Below are 23,918 nucleotides of genomic sequence, written 5' to 3' on the forward strand. Positions count from 1 at the left end.
GTCAGATCCGCTTTGGCCGTGTCACCACCACCACCAGGAAGACGCCGGCACTGAACAGGGCCTGCACGATCACCACAGACCACGGCACGTAGCCCAGATAGAGTGCCACCAGCAGCGGTATGGTCGCCAGGATGGTCACGTCCAGGCCGCGCATCAACGAACCGAGTTGAGCGCGGGGAACGGGGCCGAACGGAGTTTCAACCGGGGGAGCCGTCCAGTCCGGCGGTGTCTTCGTGGCCGCGCGGAGAGTGCCTGCGCCCATGCCGACACCTGCAAGGGCCCCGACGCCGATGAGCCAGGGATCCGCAGCGCCGAGCAGAACCAGGAGCCCGCTCAGGATCGCCATCCAGAGTGCCATCGCCGCGCAAGGCATGAGCGTCCGGCTGATCCTTACCAGTGCCGGATGCAAGGGCAGCAGTGCGTCGAGTTCAGGAACCAGGGCAGTCTTGCGGGCCACACTCCCCATACCGGAAGCCGTGGCACACCCGGCGATCACGATGACCGCCAACTGGGCGAACTCCGGCAGCCCGCCTTCCACGAGCAACATGGCGATGCAGGCAGCAAGCCACAGAATTGGCGGCATCAGTGGGGGATTGAGCCGAAGGAAGGCAACTACATCGGCACGGATCAGGGCCCTCAGGGGGCCGTCAACAGGCCGGGCGTAGAACCTGGCGGCCCTGCCGCCGTCGACGCTCTTACGGCCGCCGCCCAACGCGCGCAGCACCTCGTTGGAGTCCATCATGAACAGGGACGCTCCGGCGTGACCGGCCACGGCTCCGCCGCGGACCAGTTCTTCGCCCCGCACCTGTCCGGCACGCGGCACGACAAGCGCCAGGAGTCCGACGGCGGCAGCGCCCACCAACGCTGTTGGCCACGGGGACGATGACAGCGCGGGAAGGACCGAACACCCAAGCAGAACTGCCGCCGTCGTTGCTTTACCAATCCGCGGTGGCAGCAAACGAAGCTGTTGCAGGGCTGCCAGAACCAAGGCAATGGCCCCGGCAGCGCCGAAAGACAACGAAGCGAGCAGGTGCTCCACAGGAGCGCGGTCAACGACGGTCACCATGCTGAAGGGTAAGTAGATGATTGCCGAACCAGCCGAGGTGAGTGCGACTTTGCGGAGGAACGGCGGCAGGACCATGGGCCGGCGGTCGATCGGGAGCGTCAACCACCAGCTGCCCTCGGCTCCGTTCACGGTCATCGGTCCGAGCTTGCGGGCCAGGTTGGCGATGACCAGGAGGACCGCGAAGGTCACGGACGTCCACAGCACCTCTTCCGGCAGGACGAGCCACTGTCTCCGGATGATGCTGTTGGCGGTGGAAGCACGGTCACTAATCTCATTGCGCAACGCGAGGACAAACGATGCAGCGATGGTCAGGGAAACACCGATTCCCAGGCCCCAGCTGTAGGCATCGACGAAGCGTTCACCCCATGAGCTCCGGCTGCGCTTGTAGCGCCGCGCGGACTGGCGCGTGAATTTGACGATGCCGGCGGCAAGTTCCCGGCCCTGCGTGGACGGTGAAACGGTGACTGTGTCAGGACCCGGCAATGATCGAGGCCCCCTGCTCCGGATCGAATTCCTGGACTTCGTCGTCAATGACCAAACACGTGGAAGCCGTGGCGAGCAGCAACTGTGGATCGTGGGTCACCAGGACTACTGCGCCACCGTCTTTGGCATGCGCTGCTATGCGTTCGCCGAGCGCCACCCGCATCCTTGGATCGAGCCGTTGTTCGGGCTCGTCAAGGATCAGGAGCGACGACGGGCGGATGAGTCCAGCGGCGAGCAACAGCCTGCGCCGTTGACCGGAAGAGAGGGCATCCGGGATGGCATGGGACCTGCCCAGCAGCCCGAAGAAATCCAACTCTTCCTCCACCCGAGCTTCAGGATCGTCGAGGGAATGCCCGCGGGCAACAAGGAGCAGGTGCTCCCGGACAGTGAGGGAGGGGAAGAAGAGGTCGTCGTCGAATACCGCAGACACCTGCCGGCGGAAAGGTACGGCGTCGGGATCAATGAGGAGCCCATGGACTTTCACGTCCCCTGCCAGGGAAGCCTGCCGTCCCGCGATGGTCCGGGCTACCGTGGACTTCCCGGCGCCGTTCACACCTACGACTCCCAAGACTTCGCCAGCGTCCACGGAGGCAGAAACTTCACCACACACCGGAGCCCCGGCGTACCCCACCAGCAAGCCTTCGGCTTCCAGAACTGTCCCCATGGTGCAACCCTACCGGCGGGATTGGCGCGACTCCGTTGCAGCGTTTAGCGTGAGTCCTATGTCAGCATCCGATGCTTCCGCGAAGGCCAACGGCAACCCTTTGCTCGTACTGGGCAAGATCACGTCCATTTTGGACGCCTTTTCCTTGTCGAACCCAGTGCTGCAGTTGGCCGACATCCGCGAGTTCACCGGCATGCCCACCTCCACGGTGCAGCGGCTGGTCACGAATCTGACATCCCAAGGCTTCCTTGACCGGGAGGGCGATGCTTACCGCATCGGCATGCGCATGGCGTACTGGGCGGCCCCTGCAACCCGGGGGATGGAGGTTGTGGACATCTTGAGTCCGCTGCTCAAGACGCTGCGGGACACCACCGGCGAGACAGCGTGCTTCTTCAAAGCCGAACAGCACTACAGGGTGTGCGTGGCCATGGCTGATACGCATCACGCGCTTCGCCGTGAGATGCACTTGGGCAAGATTGTCCCGCTCCATGCAGGTTCGGCAGGCAGGGTGCTGCTCGCTTGGTCACCTGACCTGAAGGAGGCTGTCCTGCGCGACCCCTTGGAATCGATCACTGACTACACCATCACCAGCTCCGAGGAATTGGAAGCCGCAGTCAAGAAGACCCACGCCGATGGATTCGCGATCACAGTGGGGGAGCGGGAAGATGGCGCCTCCGGGCTATCCGCGCCGGTTTTCGATTCGGCTGCCGGGTTGGTGGGCGCCGTCACCATCAGCGGACCAACCCTCCGGATGCCGTTGGAAACATGCGAGGCCTGGGTGGAGCCACTCCTCGCTACAGCTGAGCACATGACCCGGCTGATCGGCGGGCGGTTCCCCGGCGAGAGCTAGACCGTAGGGAGAAATAACAGATGCGCGATTTTGAGACCTTGGTCCAAGAGGCTGTTGAAGCCGACGTGAACGGCTGGGGATTCAGCTGGTTGGACGGGCGCGCTACCGAAGAACGGCCGCCGTGGGGATTCGCGAAGCTTCTGGCGGGCCGTCTTGACACCGTCCGGAGTGCCCTTGACCTGGACACCGGCGGAGGGGAGGTGCTCTCTGAGGCCGCGAGGTTCCCCGAACGCATTGCTGCAACCGAGGGATGGCCGCCCAACGCCCAGCGGGCCCGGGACCGGCTTGGCCCCCGCGGGGTGGACATCGTTGAGACAACTGAGGGTTCGGGCCTGCCCTTCCCCGACGAATTCTTCGAGCTTGTGAGTGCGCGGCACCCTGTCAGCCCCGACTGGGAGGAAATCCGCAGGGTGCTGATACCTGGCGGCCACTATTTCGCCCAGCACGTTGGCCCGGCGTCGGCCTTCGAGCTGATTGAGCACTTCCTCGGTCCGCTGCCTGAACAGAGGAAGGGCCGTGACTCCGTGGCCGAGGCAGCGGCCGCCGATGCAGCAGGGCTCACTGTCACGGACCTCCGCACCACCCGGTGCCGGATGGAGTTCTTCGACGTGGGCGCTGTGGTGTGGATCCTGCGCAAATGTGTGTGGTGGGTCCCCGATTTCTCAGCAGAACGCTACCTGGGCAAGCTGAGGGAGTTGGACGGGCCGATGCGGGCGGGAAAGCCATTCGTTGCCCACTCAACACGGCACCTGATCGAGGCGCGGCGATAGCCTGCAGCGGCCACGTCGGCAGCAGTCAGAGAATCGAGCGGGCGTCGAGGTCTTCCATGGCCCACTCGAGAATTTTCAGGTCGAAAGGATCACGCTCTTGGATTCCAAAGAGGTAGGCGTCGAGGTCCCAGGGCCTGGCGTTCCCGCCGTTGGCCCAATACCAGGCCCATAAATCATCCAAGGTGATCTCGTGTTCCAGGATCAGCGTTCGTGCCGTCTGGCGTGAGTCTTCCATGGGCTTTCCCCACTGCTGACGCAGTATCGGACCGCATCAGGCTGATTGACGTTGATTTCCGCTTCCGGAAACCCGTTTTCATGTTTCCACGTTCAGTGTTCATCCGAAACCCCCATCGCATTGCGAATACTATGGGAACCTCCGAGGGAAACTACCGCCTGAAAAGGGACCTCGCAATGAATCAGGAGCACACCGTGGATTCTGCCCGGACCTTTGAGTCGATCGTCATTATCTTCAATCCCAACAGCACGGGGGATGCGCCTGAGCTCGCGCAGCAGCTGCATGACCGGCTGCAGGAGCTCCTCACGTACCAGCCCGAAATCACCCTGCAACCCACGGAGCATGCCGGCCACGCCGTCGAACTAGCGCGGGATGCCGCTGCCAAGGGCGGCGATGTCCTTGTGGTCTCGGTGAGCGGCGATGGCGGCTACAACGAGGTGGTCAATGGTGTGATGCAGGCCGAAAACCCGAGGGCCGTCGCGGCAGTACTGGCCGCGGGAAATGCCAACGACCACAGCCGGATTATCGGCACCAAACCCTTGGAAGAGGCCATTGCAGAAGGCCACGTTCACAACATTGACCTTCTCCGTATCCATACCGGCCAAAAAGAGAATGAGCCCTTCGAATATGCGCATTCGTACATAGGATTCGGCCTCACCCCTGTGGTTGCTACTGAACTGGAAAAGGGCAACAAGGGGGCACTGACGGAAATGGTCACCGTGATCCAGACCTTTTCCAAGTTCGAGCCTTTTGCCATCCGGCTGGAGGACGGGAAGCGCCACAAGTTCGACAGTCTTGTCTTCGCCAACATCCCGGAGATGGCTAAGTACGCGACGCTCAGCGAGGCGGCAAACCACCCATCTGATGGGAAATTTGAGGTCATCATCTTCCCGCATATGCCAAAATGGCGCGTTCTCCTGACTGCGCTGAAGGCCACCACGCAGGGCCTGGGTGATCAACCCAGCGTCAGCAGCTACGAATTCACTACGCTCAAGCCAATGCCGTACCAAATGGACGGCGAGGTGAAGAGTGTCGAAGCCGACGTCAAGGTCACGGTGGAATGCGCTCCCCGCGCCCTGGCCACGCTCGGCTAGTCCCGCCTAGCGTGTTGGGGCGCAGGCGGCAGTGACGAAGTCGTAAATGCGGCCGCGCAGCTCAGGTGACGCCGCAATCTTCACCAAGCCCTGCCGTTCTCCCACTTTGACCCTCAAGGGCAGGAGCGTCCCAACTTTGTCCTCGGCAACTGCATGGGGATCGCAGCGGGCAGGTCGGATGCGCAAGGACAAGGCGCGGACGGCGTCCCCGGGCGCAATGGTGACGTTCCGGGGCCAGGGATCGGTGGGTGTCTCTGCCAGCAGCGTGGTTCCGTCGATGGACTCAATCGTGAGGCTTTGGGTGGCACCAACCGGCGTGACGATAAGACGCACGACGGCGGTGCTTCCGTCCGCTGCGATCTCAAGACCAGGGTCCAAGACCATGGTGGCGACGGCGGCGGCTTCCGCAGCGATGCACAGCTCGCCGGCGTTTCTGGTCAGGACGCCGAATGGATCGGACGCGTCGGCGGTCTCCTCCAAGGGCTCTTTGCCTGGTTCGGAGTAATTGAGCTTCGCCTGGATTTTGGCGGAAGCATCTTCTGACGTTCCACAAGCGGCTGCAGGCAAATCTGCGGGAATGCTTTTGGGCTGGTGGGGCGGCAATTCAAGTCCGTCTTTCGATGGCTGCCAGGAGATGCCGCCGTCGAACAAGGACGAATCCACCCGTGCTCCGGTAACCGTGAGGGGTGTGTCCGTGGTGTTGGTGAGCTGTATCAGGATGGCCATCTTGCCGTACTGGTCCCGGGACTGGTTGACCTCAACGGTGATGGGGGCGGCGCTTCCTCTAGTGGGCTGCGAGCCGGAATCGCGGGAGTCGCACGCGGCCAAGAGGGGCATAGCCACAGCCACGGCCATACCCACAGCAAATGAACGCCACCCTCGGCACACCATGCGATCAGTGTAGGGGCTCTTTTCAGCCGTGCGGGGGGCTTGCGGCCGTTTACGCCCTTACATGCAGCAGGCCGGAATCGCCCCTTAATAGTTGGAAAGCAAGAGGGAGTACTTCAGGTAAATGTTGAGCCCCTCACCGCGGGCATTGGCCACCCCGGTGCAGGTCTTTCGCAGCGTCCATAAGTTCATGGGCTCGCAACGTTCCGATGCCAGACCCATCTCGGCGGCAACCGATTCTGCAGTCTGCGGGGGTTTGACCTCCACGACCATTTCCCGCCAACAGCCTCCGGATCCACACTCAGTGGAGATCGCTCCCGCCTTGCTGGGCGGCGGAACAGGCTGGAAGGCGGAGTCGGATGGAACCCCTGCTTCATCTACCGCGGTCCAAAGTGCAGACCCGATCCACGCAATGAAGGCCACCACGAGGACGAGTACCGAAAGACGGACCAGACGCTGACGGGTTTGAGCGTTGCGTGGTCGAACCATAAATTCCCCCCAAATTGAAGACCTCAGGCTACACGGCGGTGGGGCAATGATTCACCAAGCACGGTTACGATATCCGCACGTACTCCGTTCGCGAAACTGACAACGAAAGGCGACACTGATGTCGTTTCAGGCTTACCTCGATGCCATTGAAGACAAGACTGGCCTCACTCCGAGGCAATTGGTCGAAATCGCGGAAACCAAGGGCTTCAATGACCCCTCGGTCAAGGCAGGAATCATTCTTGAATGGCTCAAGGCCGACTATGACCTTGGCCGCGGCCATGGAATGGCGCTGGTGCACGTCATCAAGAACGGCCCCAAGATCGACAGCAAGCACGTTGGATCCGACGGAGTTCATCGGGACGAGTCGGACATGCTCTGGCTGGACGGTAAGGCCAGCAAGCCAAGCCCGTAAGGGGAAGCGGCCTCTGGTGGGCAAACAATAAGCATGCTTAGCTTAACGTCATTGCCGCGGCCACATCTGCGCAGAGAGGATCCACATGTCCACCGTGACGCAGTTGTTCCATTCCCCCTCCGCCGACGTTTGGAAGGTCATCGCCAACGGGTGGCTCTACTCAGGATGGGTTGTCGGCGCCTCGAGGATCCGAGCCGTGGACGAACAGTGGCCGCAGCCCGGCTCCACGTTGCACCATTCCGTAGGATCCTGGCCCTTCCTCATCGACGACAGCACCCGCGTCACGGGCATGGAAGCAGGCCGGACGTTGGAACTCCTGGCGAGGGGTTGGCCCTTGGGCGAAGCCAAGGTTGTGATCACGCTGGAGGACCTCGGAGACCTCCAGTGCAGGGTCACCATCGCCGAAGACGCAGTCCGAGGTCCTGGCAAGGTGGTGCCCAAGGCCCTGCGGGATCCCCTCATCGCTGGCCGTAACCGCGAGACCCTCAAACGCCTGGAACTCATGGCGGCGGGCGGAGCAGGCAGGGCCTAAAGAGATGCGATTGCCCTGCCGGCAGCCCGCATTTCCGCGGTGTCGGTAGCGATCACCACGTGCGCAAAGTTGTCGGCGTAACTGCCCAGATCCTTGTGAACAGAGCCGACCACAGCCACTACGGGGATTGCCCGGCCTGACTGACGTACGCGGTCCAAGATGGCAGAGATGATCTTTCCCTCGCCCGTCTGGGAATCCAAACGCCCCTCGCCTACCACCACTGCCTCGGCATTGAGCAACAGGGAATCGAATCCGGCCGCATCCAGCACAGCGTCGGATCCGGATACCAGGTCGGCGTCAAAATGCGCCCAGAGTCCTCCGGAGAGCCCACCCGCTGCGCCGGTTCGGGGCACGCCGGACGGGTCTCGCGGAAGCGAATCCGCAAGGCGCCGCAAGCGTTCCTCCAACAATACAATCGTGCCTGGATCGGCCCCCTTCTGTGGCCCGAAGACCCGCGCGGCATCCTCGAATGTGGTGGTGACGTCAGATAAAACCGTGAGTCCGGCATCGCCCAAACCGCCATTTTCGGCGATGGCACGGACAGCACCTGCGCCCCCGTCGGTGGTGGCTGAACCACCCGCTGCCACAAGGATCGTCTTGGCCCCGAGGTTTACCGCCGCCGCAATCAGGAGCCCGGTCCCGTACGTGCTGGCCGACATCGCGTCCTGCGGAGTAGTGCGGACGGCGGACAGCCCGCTCGCCTGCGCCACCTCGACGACGGCGGTTCCGTCAGGTGCCAGCCCCAGGATCGCCTGTAGCGGCTCACCCCAGGAATTGACGACGTCGACACTCACCGGAGACGCGCGAAGGCTGCGGCAGAGTGCGTCGAAAGTCCCTTCCCCGCCGTCGGCAACCGGAAGCTGCGTAGCTGCGCCGCCGCCGTCGTGAATCCCCGCTGCAATGGCAGCCGCAACTTCGGCGGCTGAGTAAGTTCCCTTGAAACTGTCCGGGGCCACCAAAATGGTCATGCCCGAACCAGCGCGTTGACAGGGTGGAGCGGCAGGCGGCCTTCGGCGATGGCGATCGCGTTGAGGGCGCTGAGCCTGGCCATTTCGGCGCGGACTGGGACCGTTGCGCTGCCGACATGCGGCAGGAGCACGGTGTTTGGTAGCTCGGCGAGGCCGCGGGCAAGTTGCGGCTCATTCTCGAAGACGTCCAAGCCCGCTCCACCGATCACGCCGTTGCGCAGGGCTTCGACCAACGCCGCCTCATCCACAACCGGTCCACGCGCGGTGTTGACGAGGATGCCACCGGGCTTCATCCGTTGCAAGACGGAAGCATCCACCAGATGCCGGGTTTGCTCGTTGAGTGGAACATGGAGGGACAGGAAGTCGCTGCGCTCCACCAGCGAACCCCACGTCACCTGCTGGACCTTGCCCGCGAATTCTCCGAGTTCCTGGTCGGAGACCAGACGATCACCGGGAGGACGCGGCGCGAAGAGTACTTCCATTCCGAAGCCGAGGGCGCGTCGCGCCACAGCCCGGGCGATCCTGCCGAAACCGGCCAATCCCAGGACGGCACCGGAAACGTCGCGGCCCAGCATGAACTCCGGCTCCCATCCAAGAAACTTTCCTTCGCGCACTATCCGGTCCGCTTCCACCACGCGGCGGGCGGTGCCCAGGATGAGCAGCATGGCGATGTCCGCGGTGGCATCGGTCAGGACGCCGGGCGTATTGCCCACCAGGATGCCGTGCCGGGTTGCGGCGTCGATGTCGATGTTGTTGTAGCCCACCGCGTAGTTGGACACACCCTTCACCCGGGCGCCGGCCAGCAGTGGCTCGTCAATGACGTCGCGCAGTTGGGTCAGGACAACGTCGTAGTCGCCGGAGGCGCACAAGGCGGAGAGCGTCGCGTAATCCGGCGGCTCGGGCAGGACGGTGACCTGACCGGCGTCGGACAGCAGCTGAAGGCCAGGTTCCGGGATAGCCGTGGTGACCAGGAAATGATGACCCATGCTTAGTTGCCGCCCCCAGCGGGGGTCGGCTGAACGGCGGAAGGCATGACCCAGTCGAAGGCTTCGGCCCTGGAACGGGCTCCTTGGGCTGCCTTGGAGCGGTTCGGCTCACCCAGCTCGGCCAGCAATTTCTCAGACAACACCACAAGCTCCCCGAAGACGTCCGGAGTGAGCCACCCGGGACGTGTCGCAAAGAGGATGTCTTCGCTGGAGGTGTTGCCGCTGGCGCCGGGAGCGAACGGGCAGCCTCCCAGACCCCCGAGGGCACCGTCAACCATGGCAGCACCGGCTTGGATCGCGGCGAGTGTGTTCGCCACGCCCAAACCCCAGGTGTCGTGGCCGTGGTAGACGATCCGACGCGCAGGGGACTCTTCCCGCACGCGGGTGATCAGCCGGGCCACCTGCGCGGGAACGGCTTGCCCCAAGGTGTCGCAGATGACGATGTCCGTGGTGCCTTCAGCCCGGGGGTCGTTGGCGATGGCGAGGATGCGTTCCTCAGGAACGTAACCCTCGAAGGGGCAGGTGAAGGAGGTAGCGATACATAGCTGGATGTGGCCATTCACCGCGCGGGCGTATTCGACGGCTTCGGGCAGGGCGGCGAGGCTTTCGTCCGTGGTCCGGCCGATATTGGCCTTATTGTGCGAATCCGAGGCTGACAAGCAGTACTGGAAGTTCCTCGCACCAGCGGCTGCAGCTTTGGCAACGTGACCGGGTGTGGCTACCCAGATCCAGCACTTCTCCAGTTCCTCGGGGGTGAGGGCCTGGACTACTTCCAGCGTGTTGGCCATGGTGGGGACGAGGTCGGCGCGGGCCATGGAGCCCAGCTCGATGGCCGGAACTCCCAGGCGCAGCAGTTCCCGTACGGTTTCGAGCTTCTGCTCGGTGGGCAGGAGTTTGCCGGTGAGCTGGAGTCCGTCACGCAGGGTGACGTCCCGCAGGATGGTGTCGCCCAGGGTCGTGGCCAGCGGGCTGTCAAAGTGGGTCATGGTCGGAGGACCTCCTCGCGGCCTGAAGCCGCATTGATCTGCGTGGCGTCCATATGAAGGAGCCCGCCAAGGATTTCTTGTGTGTTTTCGCCCAGGTCCGGGCCCAGGTTCCGGATGGGCAGGGATTGGTCCCCGATCACGGGAACAATGCCGGGGAAGCCCACTCCTGGAAGGATTTCCTCGCCGGTGGAAACGTCGAACTTTTGGATCATGTTGCGGGCGGCATACTGGCTGTCCGTGCTGATGTCGGCCGCGGTGTAGATGGGACCGGCAGGAACGCCGGCTGCTTCGAGGGCCACAAGGGCTTCAGCACCTGAAAGGGTGGCTGCCCACTCGCCGATGGCCTGATCCAGCTCCTCACGCTTCGCCCACCGCCCGGCATTCGTTTGCAGGAAAGGGTCCTCGGCAAGGTCCGGACGGCCGATGGTCTGCATATACCGCTGATAAATGGAGTCGCCGTTGCCGGCCACCACAATGCTCGCGCCGTCCTTGCACACGTACGCGTTGGAAGGGGCGATGCCTTCCATCCTTCCGCCCACGCGCTGCCGGTCCACGCCGTACGCCTGGTAGTCCGGGATCAGCGATTCCATCATGGAGAACATGGCCTCATTCAGCGCGACGTCGATGATGCGTTCGGTGAGCGGAACAGCCCAAGCCGAGTCCCGGCGTCGTGCTTCACGCTGGTACAGGCTCATCATGGAGCCGAAGGCGGCGTACAGACCCGCGATCGAGTCTCCGATGGAGACGCCCACCCGAACCGGCGCACGGTCCGGGTCGCCCACCAGGTTGCGGAACCCTCCGTAAGCTTCAGCGACGGCGGCAAAACCGGGCCGCTCGGACAGCGGCCCCGTCTGCCCGAAGGCAGAGATGCGGGTGACGATGAGGTCCGGGTTCGCCTCGTTGAGGACCTCGGGGCCCAGGCCCCATTTCTCCAGGGTGCCGGGACGGAAGTTCTCCAGAAGGATGTCGCACTTGGCTACGAGCTCCAGGACGGCCTGCTTTCCAGCCTCCGTACGGAGATCCAGGACCACGGACTTCTTGTTGCGGTTCAGCGTGCGGTACAACATGGACGTGTTGCCCTTGTGCAGGCGCCAGTTGCGCAGTTCGTCGCCTGTGCCGGGCCGTTCAACCTTGATGACCTCTGCGCCGAAGTCGGCCAGCAGCCTGCCAGCTGTGGGAGCAGCGATGTAGTTACCGAGTTCCAGGACCCGGACGCCGTCCAGAGGGGCGATTGTTTGATGTGTCATGGTCTTCTTTCGAGCGTGGTGGGTAGGCGGTTGGCAGGGCCGGTTAGAACAGCAGGCTCATGGGCAGGATCAGCAGGATTGCCACAACGGAGGCTACGGACACTCCCACCGTGACCGATTTGAGTGCACCCCTCACACTCTGGCCCAAAAGTGACTGCAGGAGCCAGAACGTGTTGCTGGTGACGTGAACCATGAAGAGCGAGCCCGCACCGGCAGCCAGTGCCAGCAGGACCGGATCGAGGCCGATGGCCGGCGCGATGGGTGCCAGCAGGCCGGCTGCCGTAATGGCGGACAACGTCACGGATCCGACGGCGATGTGCAGCACCGCGGCGATGGCCCAGACCACGAGCAGCGGGGCTACGGTGCTCGCTGAGAAGAAGCCGCCCAGGATGTCACCCAAGCCGGCAGCGGCTACCGTCGCGGCCAGCGAGCCGCCAACACCCGTGAGGATCAGGATCTGGCCGCTTTCCTTGAAGCCGACCGCGATGGCCTCTTCAACCTTCTTCTGGCCTATCGCCGCGCGCGTCACGAGGCAGGTTCCGATCAGCCCAATGAGGAGGGCGATCACGGGCTCGCCGAGGAGTTGGAGCCAGGGCAGCTCGATCTCGAAAATCTCCAGGATGGCACCGGCTCCGATGAGGAGCAATGACGTCAGTAGCGGGGCGAACAGCAGGATCAGCGGGGCTTCTTTGCGTTCGCGTTCGACGACGGCGACGCTTCCGCCGGACGGTTGGGCGCTGGATGCCGCAGTTCCTCGCTCAGTGTTTGTGGTTGGCTGGCCCTGTGCCTGGCCGCCGTTCTCAGGTTCCTCGCCCTCGCTGTCTTCCTCGGCCACGAACGTGTGGTCCTCGTCCTTGGCCTCATTCCAGAATCCGCGGCGGAAGAGGAACGTCATGATGGCGATGGAGATGATGATCGTGGGGATGACCAGCAGGAGGCCGAACAGGAGCATCTTGCCGAGCGGCACGTTCAGAAGGCCGGCAAGGGCCAGGGAAGCGACGCCGGGAACGGTGAAGACAATGCCGCATTCAAGGGCGATGGCCATTGCAGTGGCCATGCGTGCCGTGCCGAGCTTTCCGATTTTCGGTGCCAGTTTGCGGGCAAGCGGAGCGGAAATGACGAGCAGCACGTCAAGGAATATCGATTGAAGGACCGTGCCGATGGCCAGGCCCATGGTGTAGGGGAGGCGCTTGGGGCCGAACGTTTTGAGGAGGTGCTCCACGAGGCGCCGGATCGCGCCGCTCTGGTTCAGGATGGAGCCCATCAGGACGCCGAAGGCGATGAGCAAGCCGACGTCCACCATGATCTCGCCGAAGCCGCCGGTGATGGTCTCGACGGTCTTTTCGACGCCGAGGCCCACCGCCAAGCCGAGGTACACGGAGGCGAGGATCAGGGAAATCACCGGGTTGACCCGGAACCGGACGATCAACAGCACTGCGGCTAAGACCGCGACAGCTGTGTTGATCAGAACAGCAATGTCTGACATGGGAAATCCGATCGTTGGGCCTTCCACATTGAAGGCTGGAATCTGATGCGCACCGTGAGGCAGGCCACATCACTAATCCCATATTATGAGTTTGAACTCATAATGCAAGCCTTTTCGGCAAATTAGACTGAGCGGATGTCCTTCACTATCCGGCCAGCCCATCCCGTCGACGTGTCGGGCATTGTCGCTGCGGAGATCTCCGCTGGGCGCACTTCCCTTGCTGACGCTGAGCGATTCACCGCGAGCATCAGTGCCGCGGTCGCGGACCCCGCCCGCCTCGTCGTGGTGGCCGAAGCGCAGGATGACGTGAACGCGGACGGCGGGTCCGCCGTCGTGGGTTGGGCCAAGACGCATTATTGGGACTCTGCCGACGGCCTCGCGCTGGCCGGCCAGTACTTGGGTGGCGTCACCGTACGGCCGGATTTCCGACGAAGGGGGCTCGCGGCACAGCTGACTGCCGTCCGGCTCGGCTGGATTTGGGAGCATGCTGAAGAAGCCTGGTATGTGGTTAACGCCCGAAATGAGGCGTCGTTGGCCCTGCATCGGAAGTGGGGATTCCGGGAGGTCGCGCGGGGCGCTGGTTTTCATACCGTAACGTTCGACGGCGGCGAAGGGGTCCTGCTGATGGCGGCGCGGCCGCAGGGCTGACCTCGGGAAACGCCGTGGCGGCCTTAGCATGGGTCCAGGGATGCGCCGACTGGGGGAGTGTATGTGATGGGGCCGTTGGAATCGATCCAAGCCAGCGAGAAACAGGGCCAAGCAGCGGGCGCTGGTTTGAATGGCCGCGTCCGTTCGCCGCGTAAACGGTCTTCACGGCTGAAGAAACTGGACCTGGCGATCCTGCTGGTCCTGGTTGTCCTTCTAGCCCTTTCCGCTACTCCGTGGCCTTCGGCGATGCTGATCCGAAGTGTCTTTGAGCGTGGGGCGCAGGCGACCATCGACGAGATGACGCCGTACGTTCCGGACACCCCGCTGCAGACCCAGACTGGCGTCGTCTACAAACCTGGTTCCACCTTCGACGTTTTCAGCCCTGCCGGGACCACCACTCCGCTGCCGACAGTGGTGTGGATTCACGGTGGAGCGTGGATTTCCGGAGCGCAGCGCGACGTGAACCCGTACCTCCAGATACTCGCCGCCGAGGGATACACCACCATCGGGATGAGCTATCCGATCGCCCCCGAGGCCACGTACCCCACCGCCGTGCGGGACATCAATGAAGCCCTCGCTTACATCAAGGCCCACGCCGCAGAACTGAACGTTGACCCCGGCCGCATCGTCCTGGCCGGCGACTCTGCAGGTGCCCAGCTCGCGAGCCAGATGACCACGCTCACCGTGAACCCTGAATATGCCAACCTGATGGGAATCCAGCCTGCCCTTCAGAAGTCCGATCTTGCGGCCACCATCCTGCACTGCGGTGTGTACGATCTTCGGGCCATGGCGGACCTCAGTGGCATCGTCGCTTGGGGCTTCAAGACGTCCCTCTGGGCCTATACGGGCACCAAGGACTGGTCCGCTACCTATGCCGGAGCCACCATGTCCACCATCGATTTCGTCACTGACGACTTCCCGCCGACATTCATCAGCGGCGGCAACGGCGACGGGCTCACATGGCTCCAGTCCGTGCCCTACAGCAACCGCCTCAAGGATGCCGGCGTTCCGGTGACCGAGCTGTTCTGGCCCGCCACCCATGAGCCGGAGCTGCCGCATGAGTATCAGTTCCACCTGAACTTCGACGAGGCGAGGGAGGCACGGGACAAGACGTTCGCCTTCCTGTCCACCCATGCCCCGAGGCGGTAGTCACAGGACTGCCACTCGAAGTGATTCAAAGTATCTCCATCATGGAACTATTATTGAGGTATGACCTCTTCCCCTGAAGCCCCACCCGTCACGCGCAGGCCGGCGCTCTTCTGGGCCTCTGCCCTGTGTGTTGCCGCCTTGGTCCTGGCGCCCCTGTGGATGGTGCTCGGGAATCCCGCTGTCCTGCGCGGACACCCGTTGCTGCCCGCGCTGTTGGTGACTGCCGTCGTCGTCGGACTTCTCTGGGGAGTTCTGCTGTGGCGCCGCCGCGCGTCCCTCAAGCGTTCGGCGCTCAGGGCTGCAGGCGCGTGGGCTGGGCGGGTAGTCGTGCTGGCGCTGGTGGCCATGCTGGTTTGGCTGAATCCCTTCGCTTACCAGCCGGGTGCCGCCGCGGCCGGATCATCTTCCAAGGCTTCGGTGGTCGAAGAGCCGACGGCGATTGTCATGACGCCCAAAGGCGGGCAGGCCAGCCGGGGCCTCGTCTTCTACCCCGGCGCCCGGGTTGAGGCACGGGCTTACGCGGACATCCTGCGGCCGGCAGTGGATGCCGGGATCCTGGTGGTGATCCTCAAGACGCCCCTGAACCTCAGCTTGTTGGACGGAAACCAGGCCCGTGGCGCCATGGCCACCCATCCGGAGATTTCCTCGTGGGCGGTTGGCGGGCACTCGCTGGGCGGCGTCAGCGCGAGTTCGTTCGCCTTGGGCAACCCGGATGTCGATGGCCTGCTGCTGTACGCCTCCTACCCCTTGGATTCCATGCGGGACCGCGCGGGGCTGAAGGTCCTGTCCATTTCGGGCTCGGAGGACGGCCTCAGCACGCCGGAGAAGATCAATGCCTCCCGCGAGCTGCTGCCCGCGGACGCCACCTTCGTGGAGGTCCAAGGCGGCAACCATGCGTTCTTTGGGAGCTATGGACCACAGCCCGGCGACGGCGAAGCCACCGTGGGCCGCGACGTTGCCCAAGAGCAGATTGGCGCCGCAACAGTGTCGTTCCTGACGCGGCTGGAGGGGAGTTAAGGCCTTCCGGGAATACTTGCGGGCACGCCCCCGTTCATTGATTTAGATGCAAATGCATGTAAGCTGGATGAACGAGCAACAGGAGAATGCCATGGAAACCCGCCGCATCACCGTCCTTTCCGCCGGACTCGGTGTCCCATCGTCGAGCCGCCTGCTGGCCGATCAGCTGGCCGCCTCCGCCGGGCGGCAGTTGCGGGCGGCAGGCTACGACGCGAAGATCGACGTCGTTGAACTGCGCGACCTCGCCGTGGACATCGCCAACAACTTCGTCACCGGCTATGCCGCTCCCCGCCTCGCTGAGGTGATCGCCGGCGTCGACGATTCCGACGCCATCATCGCCGTCAGCCCCGTCTTCAGCGCCTCCTACAGCGGGCTGTTCAAGTCGTTCATCGACGTCCTGGACCCGAAATCGCTGGACGGCAAAGCCGTTCTGCTGGGTGCGACCGGCGGCACCGACCGCCACCAGATGGTCCTCGATTACGCAATGCGCCCCCTGTTCACCTACCTGCGCACCAGGATTGCGGCCACCGGAGTCTTCGCGGGGCCCCAGGACTGGGGAAACACCGACGACGGCGGCTCGCCCCTCTCGGCGCGCGTGGACCGGGCCGCGGGCGAACTGGTGCAGCTGCTCAGCGGCCCCCAACCGAACCGCAAAAACGATGCCCTTGAGTCATTGCCGTTCGAGCAGTTGCTGGCCGGGATCTCAGCTGGCCGGTAATCCGTTTTCAGCGTGGAAATATGGGTTCTGCCATTCCTGGGTCTTCCTTGCCTGACGGTTCGACGTCAAGGACCACGGAGGATAGACCCGGAATCCGCGTTTGCCACCGATGCCGTTGACTGAGCCAATTCCGTGAGTGACGACGGCGGACCGTGGGAACAGGAAGTGACCCGAGTTCCCAGCTTCCCGCACTGAGATGACCAGGAAGTCGGCGTTGTTGGCTGTGGGATGGTCCGCCGGGAAGGGCTCAGTACCCCCAGAGGCCGAACGTCGCCACACTGCAACGAACAGACCCACCTTGCGTGGAGTGACCTTGGCGACGCGGAAACGGATCAGTGCTGTGCCGCTCGTGGCCGTTGCGGCGCCGTAGTCAGCATTGTCCTGCTCGGGAATGGGGCGGGAGCATTGGTTCCCCAGTTGGTTCACGAGCCGGTGTGCTTGGAGGACATCGGGATGAATCATCCGTTCAGTATGCGCGCAGGTCTTGCCCGTTCTGGAATCCCATCCATTGGTCCGTCCGAACTTTTTCCCGGGGCTGATCGTTGGGGCAACCATGAAGTGTCCTGTGGATTCCATTGACCTGGTGATGAGCGAACGAAGCGGCGTAGAGATCGACTACTGCCCGCAATGCAGGGGCGTGTGGCTGGATCGTGGGGAGTTGGACAAGATCATTGATCGCGTCGCGGCCGAAACCGTCCCTGCCCCCGTCCGTCCCGCGGCTGCGCCGTCACAGCCTCCGATCGCGCCGCCGCCCCTCTACAACCCGTTCGAGTCCCGTCCACAGCAGCCCCGCTATGACGACAGGGACAGGCGCGATTATGACCGGCGCGATTACGACCGTCGTGAAGGCAACGATCGCGACGGGTACGGCCGCAAGCGCAAGAAAAAGGAAGGCTTCCTCGGCGACCTGTTCGACTTCTAGTTTTTCCTAGTCGTCCAGCAGCTCGATGAACTCGCGGGCCTGCTTGATCGTGATGTCTGAGTGGCGCGTCAGGGCAACGGCTGCGCCCTCAACGTCACCGCTCTTGGCGAGGGTCCGGATTCGTCCGTAGATCTCGTCGTTGAGCATGTTGCTGCTCACTTCCCGGGTCACGTCGCCCTTGCTGACAATGGCCCGGTACCGATAGGGAAAGCGTTCCGGTTCGTCATCATCGTCCGCCAGCAGATCCTTGCTGGGCGCTTCCGGCGTGAACGGTTGAGGATGCGCAGCCAGGGCACCCACGGCGTCACGTGACGCACGCAGGCCTTCGCCGGTGGCCTGTAGGTAAAGCTTGATCGCTGCCATGCCCTGTCCGCGCGCGATGAGGGAGTAGAGCTGGCGGTGTTGTTCCTGATTGAGCTTGGCCGCCGATTCCCTGGCCAACTCCACGGGATCCTTGGGAGCATTCGACCCTGCCGCGCCCGCCTTGGCTTCAGCGGAGCGTTTGGCGAACGAGCGAATAAGCAGGAGCACGCCCGCAATGACCGCAATGAGGATCAGGAGCGGGATGAGGATGGAATCCATGGCGTTGTCAGAGCCGATCTACGTAGTTCTTGGCGGTGAGCAGGTCTGAGTGGGTAGCTTGGCGCAGGACCTTGATGGCTTCGATCTTCTTCCCACTGCGGACAAGGTTCTGCAGCTCGAAAGCAAGCTGCGGGTTCAGTTGCCCATTGGGAAGTACAGCCGGCTGATGACCCGTTTGGCCGGCCGCGTGCGACCGTGCAGCTTGGGCCGCGATTGCCGTCCTGGTGTTCTCCGCCTGCTCCCTGTGGCTGGCCTCGTTCTGGCTCGGCTTGGTGGTGGCTTCGATCCGGGCGCGCAGGGCCAGCGCCTCCTGCACCTGGGACGCTTGGTGCGCAGCAGAACGGGCCGCGAGTTCGCGCTGATATCTCTCGGCGTCCGAGACGCCGGTATCCCGCGGTTTGAAGGCCGCCGTGAGCGCCCACAGCAGGCCAACGAGGACTAGAAGTGGAAGGGCAATCGTCAGCACGTCACCAAAGTTGATCCCCATGCCTAGAGCTTATGCCAGAAGTTGGTTATCCACAGCACATTCCACTTCCGGCATAGGCTTCTGAGAGGTCAGTGTCAAATTAAGGCACTCTTTGTTAGATGCATCACATTTGCGGCATGTTTGGGGTGCTTTTGACTCGTTGCGGGGCCAGTTGTGAGGCTATGGCTGTGGATGAATTTCCCTGAAGTCCTTCTTTAGTCCACAGCTTGTGAAGTACGTTTCCGCAGTTCAGAGCCTAGTTTCCTCTAAAAGAATTTCTCTATCCACAGGGTAACGCACAGTCTGTGCACAACGTGGGGCTGGTATTCCACAGCTTTTCCACAGGGGGTGTCGGGCACCTGCTGTAACGTGTCTGGAGTGTCCATTTTGGATGCGAATATCCCCTCGTTGTGTTTCCCGGAGCCTGTCATAACCACCACCGACAGCGGGCCCGGGAAATCGACTGTGGATAACTTGTGGATACGGACTGTTATTTTGTCTGCCCTCCCTGACATCGTCAGAGGTACCAGGCGGACTCCGTAGCCGCACACTGCGCTTTACGGGCCGCCAGGGAGTAAATCTCTGCAGTGGTACACAAATGGAGGACGGCTTTGTCAGTTACGCACTTGGACTCAATCGAGGGCACACGCGCTTCGGACTCGAGCCGGAAACCTCCCCAGGACATCCCCGCTGAACAGTCGGTACTTGGCGGCATGATGCTGTCCAAGGACGCAATCGCCGACGTCGTCGAAATCGTCCGTGGACACGACTTCTACCGTCCCGCCCACGAAACCATCTACGAGTCCATCATTGACCTCTACGGTCGTGGCGAACCCGCGGACGCCGTCACCGTCTCGGATGAGCTGACCAAGCGTGGCGAGATCAACAGGATCGGCGGGCCCGCCTACCTTCACGAGCTCATTCAGACCGTCCCTACCGCGGCCAATGCCGGATACTACGCCGAGATCGTCGCCGAGCGGGCAGTGCTCCGCCGCCTCGTTAACGCAGGCACCAAGATCGTCCAGATGGGCTACGGCCAGGACGGCGAAGTGGAAGACCTGGTCAACCAGGCACAGGCAGAGGTCTACGCGGTCGCTGAAAAGCGCACGGCAGAGGATTACGTGGCGTTGAAGGACGTCATGGAATCCACCGTGGACGAGATCGAGGCGTCGGGCCACCGTGGCGAAGGTATGACCGGTGTTCCCACCGGTTTCTACGAGCTGGACGAACTGACGCACGGCCTCCACCCCGGCCAGATGATTGTTATCGCGGCCCGTCCGGCCGTGGGTAAGTCCACGTTCGCGCTGGACTTCGCCCGTTCCGCAGCCATCAAGAACAACCTGGCCACGGTCATGTTCTCCTTGGAAATGGGCCGGAACGAGATCGCCATGCGTCTTCTCTCAGCAGAAGCCACCATTGGCTTGCAGGACCTCCGCAAGGGCACCATCAAGGACGAGCAATGGTCCAAGATCGCCACCACCATGGGTCGCATGAACGATGCTCCGCTGTTCATCGATGACAGCCCCAACATGTCGCTCATGGAGATCCGGGCCAAGTGCCGCCGCCTGAAGCAGCAGCACGACCTCAAGCTCGTGATCCTCGACTACCTCCAGCTCATGAGCTCGGGTAAAAAGGTGGAGTCCCGCCAGCAGGAAGTCTCTGAGTTCTCGCGTGCCCTCAAGCTGCTCGCCAAGGAACTCCAGGTTCCCGTCATCGCGCTGTCTCAGCTGAACCGTGGTTCCGAGCAGCGCCAGGATAAGCGCCCCATGGTGTCCGACCTCCGTGAATCAGGCTCCATCGAGCAGGACGCCGACATGGTTATCCTGCTGCACCGTGAAGACGTCTACGACAAAGAGTCACCCCGCGCCGGTGAAGCAGACATCCTCATCGCCAAGCACCGTAACGGCCCCACCAAGGACATCGTGGTCGCGTTCCAGGGCCACTACTCGCGCTTTGCCAACATGGCGGGCGATTCAGGTGCTGGTGGCGGCGGGTTCTAGCAGTCTGCTAAGTCGCTCAGCACTTTCACCTTCGCCGCTGACCCGGGCGAAGGGTCGAATGCGTAGCCGATCCACTCCTTGGCCAACCTGCGGGCCAACTCCACGCCCACCTCGTGCATGACCAGGGTGTAGCCGGCCTCGCGCAGCAGGGGAGCCACAGTGCGCCACAGGACGAACAGTTCCCCGTGCTTGGTGGAACCCAAGCCGTTGCGGATCACGGCCAGCACGCGCTGCACCAGTTCCCGGCCAAGGTCGACGGCGGACGGTAACTCGGTATCGAACAATCCAGGCTCGCCGTGATACCCAGGCCCAGGCCCATCTGACATTGTCGCCGCCATTGAGACCGGGAACGCTGCCAAAGCGCGCGAGACGATCATCGCGCACATGGACGGTCAGGCGGAGAATTTGGTGGGGTAGTTCTGCCGCCCAGGTATAGGGTAGGGCGTCATGGCACTGCGACTGGTTCAAGTGAACTTCAAAGCCCGGGATGACTCTGCTCTTGGGAAGTTTTGGGCTGACGCCCTCGGCTGGGGTATTTCCAGTGAGGGACCTGGGGTGACCAACGTTGAGCCAGTGGGCTTCACTTGGCCGGACCCTTCAGCCGTCTGCGTTGATGTTGTGACCGTTCCGGACCCCGAGACAGTGAAATACCGCGCCCATCTCGATCTTGCTACCACCTCCGCCGCCCACCAGTCGGAACTCATCGCACGCCTCAAGGAACTCGGAGCGACACCGGCCGACATAGGGCAGGGAGAGGTGCCGTGGACGGTGCTGGCTGATCCCGAGGGCAATCTGTTCTGCGTCCTCGAACCCCGCCAGATCTACCAGGACACCGGTCCCATTGCGACGGTGGTGGTCAACTGCGCAGACCCCCGGGCCTTGGCCAACTTCTGGAGCGGGGCCATGGACTGGACCTTGCACGAAGTAACCGATGATCATGCGAGGCTGCGTTCGTCCAAGGGGGTTGGGCCCTATTTGGAGTTGCTTCGCACGCCAGACCCGGACGCACTACAGAACCGTATCCATCTCGACCTGATGCCGTATCCCGGCGACGATCAGGCGGCTGAAGTGACACGTTTGCACGCGCTTGGCGCCGCTGACGCTGACGTGGGGCAGGGTGATGTGTCGTGGCGGTGCCTCGCGGATCCCGAGGGCAACGAGTTCTGCGTACTCAGGCCGGGGTGATGCCAGGCGTTGTGTTTAGCTGCCTTCCGCCAGCGGCAGTGTGAGGCTGAAGTGTGCCCCGCCTGGGCTCGGATGTGCTTTTGCCGTGCCGTTGTGGGTGATGGCTACGTTGTGAACCACGGCGAGTCCCACGCCGGATCCGGCCACGCTTCGCGTGCTGGTGGAACGGTAGAACCGGTCAAAGACATGGTCCAGGTCCTCCGAAGGAATACCCGGCCCCGTATCCCGCACATCAAGGGTGACACCGCCTTTTGAGACGCTCATGGCTACCCGGACTTGACCTGGCTCGGGCGTGAATTTGCCGGCGTTGTCCAGAAGATTCGCGACGGCGCGGGCCAGCCTGGCGCGTTCCCCTGCCACCAGGAGTGGGCCGCGGGGTCCTTCCAGGGACCAAGCCACACCTGGGTAACGCCGTTCCGCGTTGTCCATGCAGAAGTGAACAAGTTCGTTCAGATCCACTTCTTCGATGAAGGAAGGGGACTCCTTGTTTCGGGCCAGATCGATCAGGTCCTCGATGAGGGACTGCATGGCCACAAGTTCATGCTCCAGGGCCCCGGTTATGCGTTCCTTGCTGCCCTGAGACAATTCGGGATTCCTGAGCATGGCTGCGTTTGTCCGCAGCGACGTCAAGGGAGTCCGCAGTTCGTGGGAGGCGTCGGCAATCAGCTGTTCCTGCTGGTGGCGGGATTGCTCCAATTCGCTCAGCATCGTATTGAAGGCGTTGCTGAGCCTGTTGATCTCAGTGGTTGTGCTTTCCGGGATCCTGATGTCAGTGTCACCGGTTTGGGCGATGCCCTCGGCTATGGCCGTGAGCCGATCAACCGGACGTAATCCGCGCCTGGCGGCCACGTAGGCAGTGCCCGCGGCCACCACCAAAGCGCCCAGCACTGTCGCCACGAGCAGCCAACTGAGTCGCTCGAAGGACGCCAGAACCCTGTCGTCCCTGACACCTACTACCAAAGCACGCTGATTCGGTAATGGCCTGACGTACACACGGATGGGATCGTCGCCGATGGCCGCTTCCGTAAAGAAAGCCGTGCTCTTGCCGGATGCCACCTCCCGCATCTGGGCGGTGATGGGCAAGGCCGGCCCGGCGCCGGAGTCCGGGTCTTCGCTGGGAGCTGGCGCTACCAACTGTGCACAGGCGGGAGATCGGACCCAGGTGCACTGTGAAAACCCCTGCCAATTGGGATCGGTCTGGATCAGCTGGATGATGCGATCCGATTCGCGCCTCAGGGAAAGATCCTCGTTCTTGCGCAGTTCATGACCCACGAAGACGTACACCAGTACTGCAAACAATGAAACGGTGAGGGTGATGGCCGCTGCGATTACCAGTGTCATCCGCAGCCGCAGCGTCACGATGCGGCCAGCCTGTATCCGACGCCCCGAACCGTCTGGATGATCCGTGCCTCACCCTCGGCTTCGAGTTTTCGACGCAGATAGCTGATGTAGACCTCCAGTGAATTGGAGGCTGGAGTCATTGCGTATCCCCACACGGCGTCGCTGATCTGGCCTCGACTGAGTGCTTGCTCCGGGTTTTCCGCGAGCACGCAAAGGATGGCGTATTCGGTGCTGCTGAGGTCAATCCAGCGTCCGTTTTGCCTCACGGCGTGGGCCTCGGGGACCAGTTCCAAATCGTTGTACCCCGTGGGGCTGGCCGGAAGCTGGGTTGTCCGGCGTGCCATGGCCCGCAATCGTGCCAGCAGTTCATCAGGTTCAAACGGCTTGGAAAGGTAGTCGTCAGCTCCGGCGTCCAACCCTGCAACGCAGTCGGCTACATCGCTGCGGGCGGTGAGCAAGAGGATTGGAACCGCATTGCCGGCCGCCCGGAGCATCCGGCAGAGGCCGAGCCCATCCATCAGCGGCATCAAAACGTCCGCCACCAGCAGATCCGGTGTCGTTGCGGCCACCTTTTCAAGGGCATCACGGCCGTCAGCGGCCGATTCAACCCGGTAGCCGGTTGCTTCAAGCAGGAACTGCAGGGAGCTTCTGATGTCCGGATCGTCGTCGACGACCAAGACTGTTATGGGCTCCGTCATGGCCACCAGCATAGTTCGCATGGCTTCATAATCCTT

General features: G+C 62.9%; 27 protein-coding genes and 2 pseudogenes. 12 read left to right on the forward strand and 17 right to left on the reverse strand.

The features are described 5' to 3' along the window. Position 1 precedes the first annotated feature (1 nt). Positions 2–1,549 carry a DUF6297 family protein gene (locus tag GVL04_RS05055; protein WP_159700455.1) on the reverse strand — a complete coding sequence of 516 codons (1,548 nt, stop codon included), beginning with the start codon at positions 1,547–1,549 and terminating at the stop codon, positions 2–4. Then, on the reverse strand, positions 1,536–2,213 hold the full coding sequence (locus GVL04_RS05060) for an ABC transporter ATP-binding protein (protein ID WP_159700458.1): 678 nt from the start codon (positions 2,211–2,213) through the stop codon (positions 1,536–1,538). Before GVL04_RS05060 ends, GVL04_RS05055 begins: the two co-directional genes overlap by 14 nt. Before the next feature lie 58 nt (positions 2,214–2,271). On the opposite strand from GVL04_RS05060, the gene GVL04_RS05065 reads away from it, so the two are divergent. Further along, positions 2,272–3,063 carry an IclR family transcriptional regulator gene (locus tag GVL04_RS05065; protein ID WP_159700461.1) on the forward strand — a complete coding sequence of 264 codons (792 nt, stop codon included), beginning with the start codon at positions 2,272–2,274 and terminating at the stop codon, positions 3,061–3,063. A 20-nt stretch (positions 3,064–3,083) separates the two neighbouring features. Next, positions 3,084–3,833 (forward strand): class I SAM-dependent methyltransferase, encoded by a 750-nt coding sequence (locus GVL04_RS05070; protein WP_159700464.1) that lies wholly within the window; start codon positions 3,084–3,086, stop codon positions 3,831–3,833. A gap of 25 nt (positions 3,834–3,858) precedes the next feature. On the opposite strand, the gene GVL04_RS05075 is transcribed toward GVL04_RS05070, so the two are convergent. Next, on the reverse strand, positions 3,859–4,068 hold the full coding sequence (locus tag GVL04_RS05075) for a hypothetical protein (protein WP_159700467.1): 210 nt from the start codon (positions 4,066–4,068) through the stop codon (positions 3,859–3,861). A gap of 194 nt (positions 4,069–4,262) precedes the next feature. Here GVL04_RS05075 and GVL04_RS05080 point away from each other — a divergent pair, with 194 nt between their 5' ends. Continuing rightward, positions 4,263–5,162 (forward strand): diacylglycerol kinase family protein, encoded by a 900-nt coding sequence (locus GVL04_RS05080; RefSeq protein ID WP_159700647.1) that lies wholly within the window; start codon positions 4,263–4,265, stop codon positions 5,160–5,162. Positions 5,163–5,168: 6 nt separating this feature from the next. Here GVL04_RS05080 and GVL04_RS05085 read toward each other — a convergent pair whose 3' ends face one another. Together GVL04_RS05085 and GVL04_RS05090 are read right to left on the reverse strand one after the other, a co-directional pair. Beyond that, a complete protein-coding gene (locus GVL04_RS05085) occupies positions 5,169–5,999 on the reverse strand; it encodes a hypothetical protein (RefSeq protein ID WP_235036174.1) in 831 nt (276 codons plus the stop codon). Positions 6,000–6,137: 138 nt separating this feature from the next. Next, positions 6,138–6,539 carry a hypothetical protein gene (locus tag GVL04_RS05090; protein ID WP_235036166.1) on the reverse strand — a complete coding sequence of 134 codons (402 nt, stop codon included), beginning with the start codon at positions 6,537–6,539 and terminating at the stop codon, positions 6,138–6,140. A gap of 118 nt (positions 6,540–6,657) precedes the next feature. Here GVL04_RS05090 and GVL04_RS05095 point away from each other — a divergent pair, with 118 nt between their 5' ends. Beyond that, positions 6,658–6,951 (forward strand): DUF4287 domain-containing protein, encoded by a 294-nt coding sequence (locus GVL04_RS05095; RefSeq protein ID WP_159700470.1) that lies wholly within the window; start codon positions 6,658–6,660, stop codon positions 6,949–6,951. Positions 6,952–7,036: 85 nt separating this feature from the next. Further along, entirely contained in the window at positions 7,037–7,483 is a 447-nt protein-coding gene (locus tag GVL04_RS05100) for an SRPBCC family protein (protein ID WP_159700473.1), read from the forward strand. On the opposite strand, the gene GVL04_RS05105 is transcribed toward GVL04_RS05100, so the two are convergent. The 5 genes from GVL04_RS05105 to GVL04_RS05125 are packed head-to-tail and all read right to left on the reverse strand — an operon-like array spanning position 7,480 to position 13,156. After that, the gene (locus GVL04_RS05105) at positions 7,480–8,451 is read right to left on the reverse strand and encodes a glycerate kinase (protein ID WP_159700476.1); all 972 of its coding nucleotides are present in this window, start codon (positions 8,449–8,451) and stop codon (positions 7,480–7,482) included. The two genes, GVL04_RS05100 and GVL04_RS05105, sit on opposite strands and share 4 nt — an antisense overlap. Further along, positions 8,448–9,437: a D-glycerate dehydrogenase gene (locus GVL04_RS05110; protein WP_159700479.1), complete on the reverse strand. Its 990-nt coding sequence runs from the start codon at positions 9,435–9,437 to the stop codon at positions 8,448–8,450. Before GVL04_RS05110 ends, GVL04_RS05105 begins: the two co-directional genes overlap by 4 nt. A gap of 2 nt (positions 9,438–9,439) precedes the next feature. Continuing rightward, positions 9,440–10,423, reverse strand: a complete 984-nt coding sequence (locus tag GVL04_RS05115) for a hydroxymethylglutaryl-CoA lyase (protein ID WP_159700482.1) — start codon at positions 10,421–10,423, stop codon at positions 9,440–9,442. After that, a complete protein-coding gene (locus tag GVL04_RS05120; protein WP_159700485.1) occupies positions 10,420–11,670 on the reverse strand; it encodes a CaiB/BaiF CoA-transferase family protein in 1,251 nt (416 codons plus the stop codon). The genes GVL04_RS05115 and GVL04_RS05120 overlap by 4 nt, the downstream gene beginning before the upstream one ends. A 43-nt stretch (positions 11,671–11,713) precedes the next feature. Next, positions 11,714–13,156: a GntP family permease gene (locus tag GVL04_RS05125; RefSeq protein WP_159700488.1), complete on the reverse strand. Its 1,443-nt coding sequence runs from the start codon at positions 13,154–13,156 to the stop codon at positions 11,714–11,716. 135 nt (positions 13,157–13,291) lie between these two features. Between GVL04_RS05125 and GVL04_RS05130 the strand changes: the two genes are divergently transcribed. The 4 genes from GVL04_RS05130 to GVL04_RS05145 all read left to right on the forward strand — a co-directional run bounded on the left by GVL04_RS05130 (position 13,292) and on the right by GVL04_RS05145 (position 16,688). Continuing rightward, a complete protein-coding gene (locus GVL04_RS05130; RefSeq protein ID WP_159700491.1) occupies positions 13,292–13,804 on the forward strand; it encodes a GNAT family N-acetyltransferase in 513 nt (170 codons plus the stop codon). A gap of 66 nt (positions 13,805–13,870) precedes the next feature. Continuing rightward, a complete protein-coding gene (locus tag GVL04_RS05135; RefSeq protein ID WP_159700494.1) occupies positions 13,871–14,953 on the forward strand; it encodes an alpha/beta hydrolase in 1,083 nt (360 codons plus the stop codon). 60 nt (positions 14,954–15,013) lie between these two features. Then, on the forward strand, positions 15,014–15,970 hold the full coding sequence (locus GVL04_RS05140) for an alpha/beta hydrolase (protein WP_159700497.1): 957 nt from the start codon (positions 15,014–15,016) through the stop codon (positions 15,968–15,970). Between the two features lie 91 nt (positions 15,971–16,061). Then, positions 16,062–16,688: an FMN reductase gene (locus tag GVL04_RS05145; protein WP_159700656.1), complete on the forward strand. Its 627-nt coding sequence runs from the start codon at positions 16,062–16,064 to the stop codon at positions 16,686–16,688. On the opposite strand, the gene GVL04_RS05150 is transcribed toward GVL04_RS05145, so the two are convergent. Then, positions 16,674–17,243 carry a MepB family protein gene (locus GVL04_RS05150; RefSeq protein WP_159700500.1) on the reverse strand — a complete coding sequence of 190 codons (570 nt, stop codon included), beginning with the start codon at positions 17,241–17,243 and terminating at the stop codon, positions 16,674–16,676. The two genes, GVL04_RS05145 and GVL04_RS05150, sit on opposite strands and share 15 nt — an antisense overlap. 10 nt (positions 17,244–17,253) lie before the next feature. On the opposite strand from GVL04_RS05150, the gene GVL04_RS05155 reads away from it, so the two are divergent. Further along, a complete protein-coding gene (locus tag GVL04_RS05155) occupies positions 17,254–17,610 on the forward strand; it encodes a zf-TFIIB domain-containing protein (RefSeq protein ID WP_231341474.1) in 357 nt (118 codons plus the stop codon). Positions 17,611–17,616: 6 nt separating this feature from the next. Here GVL04_RS05155 and GVL04_RS05160 read toward each other — a convergent pair whose 3' ends face one another. Both GVL04_RS05160 and GVL04_RS05165 read right to left on the reverse strand, forming a co-directional pair. Continuing rightward, the gene (locus tag GVL04_RS05160; protein WP_159700506.1) at positions 17,617–18,192 is read right to left on the reverse strand and encodes a hypothetical protein; all 576 of its coding nucleotides are present in this window, start codon (positions 18,190–18,192) and stop codon (positions 17,617–17,619) included. A gap of 7 nt (positions 18,193–18,199) precedes the next feature. Further along, positions 18,200–18,673, reverse strand: coding sequence for a hypothetical protein (locus GVL04_RS05165; protein WP_159700659.1), 474 nt, complete (start codon positions 18,671–18,673; stop codon positions 18,200–18,202). Between the two features lie 596 nt (positions 18,674–19,269). On the opposite strand from GVL04_RS05165, the gene dnaB reads away from it, so the two are divergent. Continuing rightward, positions 19,270–20,658 (forward strand): replicative DNA helicase, encoded by a 1,389-nt coding sequence (gene dnaB / locus GVL04_RS05170; protein ID WP_026541078.1) that lies wholly within the window; start codon positions 19,270–19,272, stop codon positions 20,656–20,658. Here dnaB and GVL04_RS24485 read toward each other — a convergent pair. Beyond that, positions 20,655–20,768, reverse strand: a pseudogene (locus tag GVL04_RS24485) (D-erythrulose-4-phosphate isomerase 1); the annotation flags it as partial. The gene dnaB and the pseudogene GVL04_RS24485 sit on opposite strands and share 4 nt — an antisense overlap. Next, positions 20,763–20,975 (reverse strand): annotated as a pseudogene (locus GVL04_RS05175) (dihydroxyacetone kinase subunit DhaK); the annotation flags it as partial. The pseudogenes GVL04_RS24485 and GVL04_RS05175, both read right to left, overlap by 6 nt. A gap of 130 nt (positions 20,976–21,105) precedes the next feature. On the opposite strand from GVL04_RS05175, the gene GVL04_RS05185 reads away from it, so the two are divergent. Then, on the forward strand, positions 21,106–21,843 hold the full coding sequence (locus GVL04_RS05185; protein ID WP_159700509.1) for a VOC family protein: 738 nt from the start codon (positions 21,106–21,108) through the stop codon (positions 21,841–21,843). A 15-nt stretch (positions 21,844–21,858) separates the two neighbouring features. Here GVL04_RS05185 and GVL04_RS05190 read toward each other — a convergent pair whose 3' ends face one another. Further along, positions 21,859–23,202, reverse strand: a complete 1,344-nt coding sequence (locus tag GVL04_RS05190; protein WP_159700512.1) for a cell wall metabolism sensor histidine kinase WalK — start codon at positions 23,200–23,202, stop codon at positions 21,859–21,861. Next, on the reverse strand, positions 23,199–23,903 hold the full coding sequence (locus tag GVL04_RS05195; RefSeq protein ID WP_235036167.1) for a response regulator transcription factor: 705 nt from the start codon (positions 23,901–23,903) through the stop codon (positions 23,199–23,201). Before GVL04_RS05195 ends, GVL04_RS05190 begins: the two co-directional genes overlap by 4 nt. Positions 23,904–23,918 lie beyond the last annotated feature (15 nt).

It is taken from the genome of Arthrobacter sp. 18067, assembly GCF_902706295.1.
Taxonomy (GTDB): domain Bacteria; phylum Actinomycetota; class Actinomycetes; order Actinomycetales; family Micrococcaceae; genus Arthrobacter.

Bases quoted from the DNA above. Each gene is read 5' to 3' on its own strand.
- GVL04_RS05060 (WP_159700458.1), bottom strand. From the start codon at position 2,213: ATGGGGACAGTTCTGGAAGCCGAAGGCTTGCTGGTGGGGTACGCCGGG.
- GVL04_RS05065 (WP_159700461.1), top strand. From the start codon at position 2,272: ATGTCAGCATCCGATGCTTCCGCGAAGGCCAACGGCAACCCTTTGCTC.
- GVL04_RS05070 (WP_159700464.1), top strand. From the start codon at position 3,084: ATGCGCGATTTTGAGACCTTGGTCCAAGAGGCTGTTGAAGCCGACGTG.
- GVL04_RS05075 (WP_159700467.1), bottom strand. From the start codon at position 4,068: ATGGAAGACTCACGCCAGACGGCACGAACGCTGATCCTGGAACACGAG.
- GVL04_RS05085 (WP_235036174.1), bottom strand. From the start codon at position 5,999: ATGCCCCTCTTGGCCGCGTGCGACTCCCGCGATTCCGGCTCGCAGCCC.
- GVL04_RS05090 (WP_235036166.1), bottom strand. From the start codon at position 6,539: ATGGTTCGACCACGCAACGCTCAAACCCGTCAGCGTCTGGTCCGTCTT.
- GVL04_RS05095 (WP_159700470.1), top strand. From the start codon at position 6,658: ATGTCGTTTCAGGCTTACCTCGATGCCATTGAAGACAAGACTGGCCTC.
- GVL04_RS05100 (WP_159700473.1), top strand. From the start codon at position 7,037: ATGTCCACCGTGACGCAGTTGTTCCATTCCCCCTCCGCCGACGTTTGG.
- GVL04_RS05105 (WP_159700476.1), bottom strand. From the start codon at position 8,451: ATGACCATTTTGGTGGCCCCGGACAGTTTCAAGGGAACTTACTCAGCC.
- GVL04_RS05110 (WP_159700479.1), bottom strand. From the start codon at position 9,437: ATGGGTCATCATTTCCTGGTCACCACGGCTATCCCGGAACCTGGCCTT.
- GVL04_RS05115 (WP_159700482.1), bottom strand. From the start codon at position 10,423: ATGACCCACTTTGACAGCCCGCTGGCCACGACCCTGGGCGACACCATC.
- GVL04_RS05120 (WP_159700485.1), bottom strand. From the start codon at position 11,670: ATGACACATCAAACAATCGCCCCTCTGGACGGCGTCCGGGTCCTGGAA.
- GVL04_RS05125 (WP_159700488.1), bottom strand. From the start codon at position 13,156: ATGTCAGACATTGCTGTTCTGATCAACACAGCTGTCGCGGTCTTAGCC.
- GVL04_RS05130 (WP_159700491.1), top strand. From the start codon at position 13,292: ATGTCCTTCACTATCCGGCCAGCCCATCCCGTCGACGTGTCGGGCATT.
- GVL04_RS05135 (WP_159700494.1), top strand. From the start codon at position 13,871: ATGGGGCCGTTGGAATCGATCCAAGCCAGCGAGAAACAGGGCCAAGCA.
- GVL04_RS05140 (WP_159700497.1), top strand. From the start codon at position 15,014: ATGACCTCTTCCCCTGAAGCCCCACCCGTCACGCGCAGGCCGGCGCTC.
- GVL04_RS05145 (WP_159700656.1), top strand. From the start codon at position 16,062: ATGGAAACCCGCCGCATCACCGTCCTTTCCGCCGGACTCGGTGTCCCA.
- GVL04_RS05150 (WP_159700500.1), bottom strand. From the start codon at position 17,243: ATGGTTGCCCCAACGATCAGCCCCGGGAAAAAGTTCGGACGGACCAAT.
- GVL04_RS05160 (WP_159700506.1), bottom strand. From the start codon at position 18,192: ATGGATTCCATCCTCATCCCGCTCCTGATCCTCATTGCGGTCATTGCG.
- GVL04_RS05185 (WP_159700509.1), top strand. From the start codon at position 21,106: ATGGCACTGCGACTGGTTCAAGTGAACTTCAAAGCCCGGGATGACTCT.
- GVL04_RS05195 (WP_235036167.1), bottom strand. From the start codon at position 23,903: ATGCGAACTATGCTGGTGGCCATGACGGAGCCCATAACAGTCTTGGTC.